This is a genomic window from Streptomyces sp. P5F9 (assembly GCF_057961495.1).
In genome coordinates this window covers 1-1,310 of record NZ_JBXVPZ010000926.1, presented here as the reverse complement: position 1 = coordinate 1,310, position 1,310 = coordinate 1, and the positions used below count along the sequence as shown (strand labels likewise).

1 protein-coding gene is annotated in these 1,310 nt (G+C 70.5%); it reads left to right on the top strand.

Going from position 1 to position 1,310, the window contains the following annotated elements; translation table 11 throughout:
• Window positions 1-131 precede the first annotated feature (131 nt).
• On the top strand, window positions 132-1,310 hold a 1,179-nt coding region (locus AC31A1_RS51530), incomplete at its 3' end, for a DNA polymerase III subunit gamma and tau (protein ID WP_489659932.1).

Below are 1,310 nucleotides of genomic sequence, written 5' to 3'. Positions count from 1 at the left end.
CCCGGGGGCCGGACAGTCTGCCGGGGTAGGGCCAGTCGCCCCAGGGGTCGGGACAGTCGACCGGCGGTCGGGGCGGTCGCCGGACTCACAGGCGGGCCCGGTTGTCAGTGGGCGCCTATAACCTCGTACGCGTGTCGTCTCTCGCGCTGTACCGCCGTTATCGCCCGGAGTCGTTCGCCGAGGTCATCGGGCAGGAACATGTCACCGACCCGTTGCAGCAGGCGCTGCGGAACAACCGGGTCAATCACGCGTACCTGTTCAGCGGGCCGCGAGGCTGCGGCAAGACCACGAGCGCGCGCATCCTGGCCCGTTGTCTGAACTGCGAGAAGGGCCCCACGCCGACCCCCTGCGGGGAGTGCCAGTCCTGCCAGGATCTCGCGCGCAACGGCCCGGGCTCCATCGACGTCATCGAGATCGACGCCGCGTCGCACGGTGGTGTGGACGACGCCCGTGAGCTGCGCGAGAAGGCGTTCTTCGGACCCGCGAGCAGCCGCTACAAGATCTACATCATCGACGAGGCCCACATGGTCACGTCGGCCGGCTTCAACGCGCTGCTCAAGGTCGTCGAAGAGCCGCCGGAGCACCTCAAGTTCATCTTCGCGACCACCGAACCCGAGAAGGTCATCGGGACCATCCGGTCGCGCACCCACCACTACCCCTTCCGGCTCGTGCCGCCCAGCACCCTGCGCGAGTATCTGGGCCAGGTCTGCGGGCAGGAGAACATCCCGGTCGAGGACGGCGTCCTGCCCCTCGTCGTGCGCGCCGGCGCCGGTTCCGTGCGTGACTCCATGTCCGTCATGGACCAGTTGCTCGCCGGCGCCGGCACCGACGGTGTGACATACGCCATGGCGACCTCGCTGCTCGGCTACACCGACGCCTCGCTGCTCGACTCCGTCGTCGAGGCCTTCGCCACCGGTGACGGCGCCGCCGCCTTCGAGGTCGTCGACCGCATCATCGACGGCGGCAACGACCCGCGCCGTTTCGTCGCCGACCTGCTGGAGCGCCTCCGCGACCTGGTGATCCTCGCGGCCGTCCCCGACGCCCTCGACAAGGGCCTCATCGACGCCCCCACCGACGTACTCGAACGCATGCAGGCCCAGGCAGGCACCTTCGGCGCCGCCGAACTCAGCCGCGCCGCCGACCTCGTCAACACCGGCCTGACCGAGATGCGCGGCGCCACCTCCCCCCGCCTGCAGCTGGAGCTGATCTGCGCCCGCGTCATGCTCCCCGCCGCCTACGGCGACGAGCAGTCGGTCATGGCCCGCCTCGACCGGCTGGAGCGCGGCGTCAACTTCGCGGGCGGCGGCGGC